We start from the raw sequence: 4,335 nt of genomic DNA, 5'->3' as shown, positions 1-4,335 counted from the left end.
GCCGTGCCCGCCGCAGCAGACGTGCTCTCTGCGGCGGGCACGGCCCGCCGCCGTCACGGAACGGTCTGGTGACGCTGGGGTCAGTCCGGGGGCGTGTGGCGGGGCAGGTGGATCCGGAAGCTGGTCCCGCGTCCGGGGCCGCCGCTGGTGGCCTCCAGGGTCCCGCCTTGGGCCTCGACCAGGGATTTGCTGATGGCCAGTCCCAGGCCTGAGCCCACGCGGTGGGCCTCCCGGCCGGTGTTGGCGCGGTAGAAGCGCTCGAACACGTGCGGGAGGTGCTCGGAGCCGATGCCTTCCCCGGTGTCGGTGACGGTGACAGTGACCGCCTCCGGGGTGTGGTCGGTGCGCACGGTGACGGCCCCGCCGGATGGGGTGTGGCGTAAGGCGTTCTCCAGCAAGTTGCCCAACACTTGTCCCATCCGCTCCTGATCGACCAGCACCGGTGTGACCTCCATGCCGGTGCTGATGGAGGTCACCGAGATGTTCTGAGCGGCGGCGTCCTGTTGGACGGCCGCGGCCGCCTGGGCTGCCAGCCGGCCCGGGTCCTGGAGGGTCAGCTGCAGATGGGTCATGCCTTCCTCGGCGGCGGTGAGCTGGCGGATGTCGCGGGCCAGTCGCTCCAGCCGGGCGATCTGGGCGTACAAGATGCCCGTGGTTCGTGCATCCCACTCGACCACTCCGTCCTCGATGCCCTCTAGATGTCCTTTGAGACTGGCCAGGGGGGTGCGCATCTCATGAGCCAGATCGGCCAGCATCTGGCGCCGGGTGGTGTCCACGGCGTCGAGCCTGGCCGCCATGTCGTTGAAAGACCCAGCCAGGGAGTCGAACTCCGCGCCCAGGCTGGTGGAGGTGACACGCACGTCGTAGTTGCCGGCAGCCACCTCCTGGGCGGCGGTGCTGAAGGAGACCAGGGACCGCCCGATCGTGCGGTAGAGGTAGAAGGTGAGCATCCCGGCGATGTAGAGCGCCGGGAGCCCCCCGATGGTCAGGGCGGTGAGGCTCACCGAGCGGAAGGCGTCCTCCAGGTGCACCAGTCCGGTGGCCTCATCGGCGTGGCCGGCCTCGATGAGCTCGTGATAGAACATGTTCGGCCCGACCAGCACCGCGGTGATCACCACGATGATCAGCCCGATGGCCAGCACTGCGGTCTGGGCTAGCATCAATCGCACCGTCAATGGGCTCCAGGACAAAGACCAGGCCCGGGTCCGGTCGGAGACGGCGGCGCTCATCGCCCGGTGCCCATCCGGTAGCCGATCCCGCGGATCGTGTGGATGAATGTCGGCCTGGTGGCTACGTCGCCGAGCTTCTTGCGGATCCGTCCGATGTGCACATCCACCAGGTGCTCGTCCCCGGTCCAGTGCGTGTCCCAGACCATCTCCACCAGCTGCCGGCGCGAGAGCACCAGTTGGGGGCGGGCAGCCAGGCACAGGAGCAGGTCGAACTCGATCCTCGTCAACGCCACCGGTTCCCCGCCCAGGTGCACCTGGCGGGAGCCCCCGTCCACCACCAGGTCCCCGATCACCAGCCCCTGGTCCTGGCCCGCCGGCTCCGGGACGGGTGCGGACTGGGTGCGCACCCGGCGCAGCATGGCCTGCACCCGGGCCACGAGTTCGCGCGGGCTGAACGGCTTGGTCACGTAGTCGTCGGCTCCCATCGACAGGCCCACGATCTTGTCGACCTCATCATCCCGGGCGGTGAGCATCAGGACGTGGCAGTCCGAGAAGGTCCGCACCTGACGGCACACCTCGATCCCGTCGATCCCCGGCAGCCCGAGGTCGAGCACCAGCACGTCCGGGGCGAAGTTCCGTACCGCGGCCACCGCCTCCGTGCCGTCGTGGCGCATCACGACCTCCAGCCCGGCCTTGCGCAGATAGTCCGCGATCAGCTGCGCGAGGTCGACCTCGTCGTCGACCACCAGCACACGTCCGGTGAGCGGATCCGTCATCTGTCCTCCCGGTACTGATCGCTGTGACATGAACACTGTGCTGCGAGCCCCAGCGTCCCAGGGCGACCGTGTCTGAGGCCTCGGAAACGAAACAGGGGGGTGGACTCGTCGTGGCCGGGCTCACCGGTGAACCGGTGGTCGCTGTGGCTAACGATCCCCTGCACCGGGCCGATGAGAGGGATATCGGACACTGAGAAGATCGCGTGTCGCCCCTCCACGAGCCCGGACAGACGCAACACGGCCGGGATCCGGCCACCACCACCGGGCGAGGGGACTCCGGTGGTCTCGGCCATCTCGGTGACGGTGCGCGCGCTGGAGGAACAGGACCCCAGGCGAGGGGGAGGGGGGCCGTGTCCTGAGGCAAGAGGGCGCGGTGCTGCCAAACCTACGGTTGGTCGGTGACCGTTCGGGGTGCTGCTGACTGCGCGAAGGGTGCGCGCCCATCGGGTGCCGCGTCGGGGATCACCGCACTGGACTGGACTGGCTGGAACGGGTCGACGGGGACCATGACATCCCGGTGTCGGCCCGTTCCAGTCGATGACGGCCCAGCTCGTGGTCCTGGATCAGGCCGCGAACCACTCCTCCAACCAGCCCTGCATGAGCTCGATCTCCGCCTGCTGGTCCTCGATCATCTTCTCCGCCATGGCTCGCAACTCGGGGTCGGTGCCCATCTGCAGCTCCATCTCGGCCATCTCGAGAGCCATCTGGTGGTGGGCGATCATCTCTTCGAGGAAGGCCTTGTCGAACTCATCCCCGGACCGTTTCGCCAGCTCTTCGAGGCTCATGCCGTCCATGCCGTCCATGCCGTCCATCTCGCCCATCATGGCGCCCTGCATGTCGGCATTCATGCTCTGGCCATGGCCGCCATGGCCATGGCCGTGGACGTGGTGCCCGTGGCCGTGGTGGTGGCCGTGTCCATGGTGGTGGTGTCCCGGGGTGTTCTCGGCGGCCAGCCGCTGGGCCGCTGCTTCCAGTTGCTGGATCTCCTCGGTCTGGGCCTCGATGATCTTCTCCGCCAGGTCACGGATTTCGGGACGCTCGGACTTCTGCAGGGCCAGCTCGGCCATGTCGGTGGCACCTTGGTGGTGGGGGACCATCATCACGGCGAAGTGGCGGTCGTGGTTCATGTGCCGCTCAGCGCCCGTCTGTGCGGAGGCGGAGGCAGGCTGGTGCGTCGGGGACGCGACCGCCGCGGTCGCCCCGGCACCGCTGAGGGCCAGCGCCAGGGCCGTCCCGGCGGCCAGGTGCTTGAACGTCGACGTCATGACGAATCTCTCTTTCGCAGCAGCCCGTACTGGACCTGCACATCGTGGTGTTTGCTCTGTTCAGCCTCGGGTCGAGGCGGACCGATCCATCCACGGTAGCCCCGCCGCAGCTGGCTTCGCCGGGCTGGGAGGGCTGGGCGGTAGATCTTCACTGAACCTTCAAGAGCGGGCCCATCAGGCGGCCAGATCGGGGTGTTCCCCGGCGGTGGATGGGTGCAGGCATCTCCGGTTCTGACCGACCGATCCTGGATGCTGATCAGGTGGGGGGCACACCCGCCGCCCGCCACGAGCGGCATTCGTGGCGGACGGAGGGTTGGCTCAGCGGAAGGTGACGTAGCCGACCGTCGGCATGGCATTCACGCTGTGCACGAAGGTGCCCTGGGTGGGATTCAGCGCGGAGATCATCTTGCCGCCACCAAGGTAGATCCCGATGTGGGCCCCGCCGTTCTGGACGACGAGGTCGCCAGGCTGCGGGTCGGTGGTCAGGGTGCCGGCCGCCCACTGCTGCTGGCTAGTGCGGGGGAGGTCGATGCCCTGCTGGGCGTAGACCCACTGGGTGAAGCCGGAGCAGTCCCAGGCGCCGAAGTCCGTGCCGCCCCAGACGTAACCGGTGCCGGCTCCCTGCATCGCTGTGCCCACGATCCCGGAGGCGCCGGTAATTTCGGTGATGTCCGCCGATTGGGTGGACACCGCCACGGCCGATGTAGCCTGCTCGGGCGCGGCCGGGGCCTGGGAAGAGGCGGTGGAGACGGTCTGCGGGGCGGCCGCGGGCTGGGAGGCCGCCGAGGTGTAAGTCGTCAGTGCGGACGCGGGGGTCGCGTAGGCGGGGGCGGTCTCTGCGGGGACCTCGGCGTAGGCCTGGGCCGGGGCGATGGAGCCGATGAGCACCGCACCGGCGGTGGCAGCGATCGTGGTGTTGCGCACGGCGTGAGAGGTGGTCTCGGCACGGTGGCGGGCAGCGTGGCGCTTGAAAACAGTCATGGGTGAGTTCCTCCCTTTGCCTACGAGGTGAGCTGTCGGATGCGGGTGGGAGACACCCGGCCGGCAGAGCGCACGCGCTCTGCCGGCTTAACCCCAAGGCCCCGGATCACCGGGACCGAAAATGGTTCCCCCGCTTCTGCCAAG

At 68.7% G+C, this 4,335-nt stretch carries 4 protein-coding genes and 1 riboswitch; all 4 genes read right to left on the bottom strand.

Annotated features, from left to right (window positions below; all coding sequences use genetic code 11):
• Positions 1-80 precede the first annotated feature (80 nt).
• Positions 81-1,160: a sensor histidine kinase gene (locus AVL61_RS09230; protein WP_047803064.1), complete on the bottom strand. Its 1,080-nt coding sequence runs from the start codon at positions 1,158-1,160 to the stop codon at positions 81-83.
• A 65-nt stretch (positions 1,161-1,225) separates the two neighbouring features.
• The gene (locus AVL61_RS09225; protein WP_058874057.1) at positions 1,226-1,945 is read right to left on the bottom strand and encodes a response regulator transcription factor; all 720 of its coding nucleotides are present in this window, start codon (positions 1,943-1,945) and stop codon (positions 1,226-1,228) included.
• A gap of 563 nt (positions 1,946-2,508) precedes the next feature.
• Positions 2,509-3,210, bottom strand: a complete 702-nt coding sequence (locus AVL61_RS09220; protein WP_053004846.1) for a DUF305 domain-containing protein — start codon at positions 3,208-3,210, stop codon at positions 2,509-2,511.
• 318 nt (positions 3,211-3,528) lie between these two features.
• Positions 3,529-4,191, bottom strand: a complete 663-nt coding sequence (locus tag AVL61_RS18150) for a C40 family peptidase (protein ID WP_047803065.1) — start codon at positions 4,189-4,191, stop codon at positions 3,529-3,531.
• 5 nt (positions 4,192-4,196) lie between these two features.
• A riboswitch (cyclic di-AMP (ydaO/yuaA leader) is annotated at positions 4,197-4,335 on the bottom strand. This riboswitch is flagged as partial in the annotation.

Source organism: Kocuria rosea subsp. polaris, assembly GCF_001483755.1.
Lineage (GTDB): Bacteria > Actinomycetota > Actinomycetes > Actinomycetales > Micrococcaceae > Kocuria > Kocuria cellulosilytica.
Note: the sequence above shows the minus strand (reverse complement) of the source record. Positions and strands in the feature narration are given on the sequence as shown.

Coding starts and splice junctions, on each gene's coding strand:
- AVL61_RS09230 (WP_047803064.1), bottom strand. CDS start 1,160: ATGCTAGCCCAGACCGCAGTGCTGGCCATCGGGCTGATCATCGTGGTG.
- AVL61_RS09225 (WP_058874057.1), bottom strand. CDS start 1,945: ATGACGGATCCGCTCACCGGACGTGTGCTGGTGGTCGACGACGAGGTC.
- AVL61_RS09220 (WP_053004846.1), bottom strand. CDS start 3,210: ATGACGTCGACGTTCAAGCACCTGGCCGCCGGGACGGCCCTGGCGCTG.
- AVL61_RS18150 (WP_047803065.1), bottom strand. CDS start 4,191: ATGACTGTTTTCAAGCGCCACGCTGCCCGCCACCGTGCCGAGACCACC.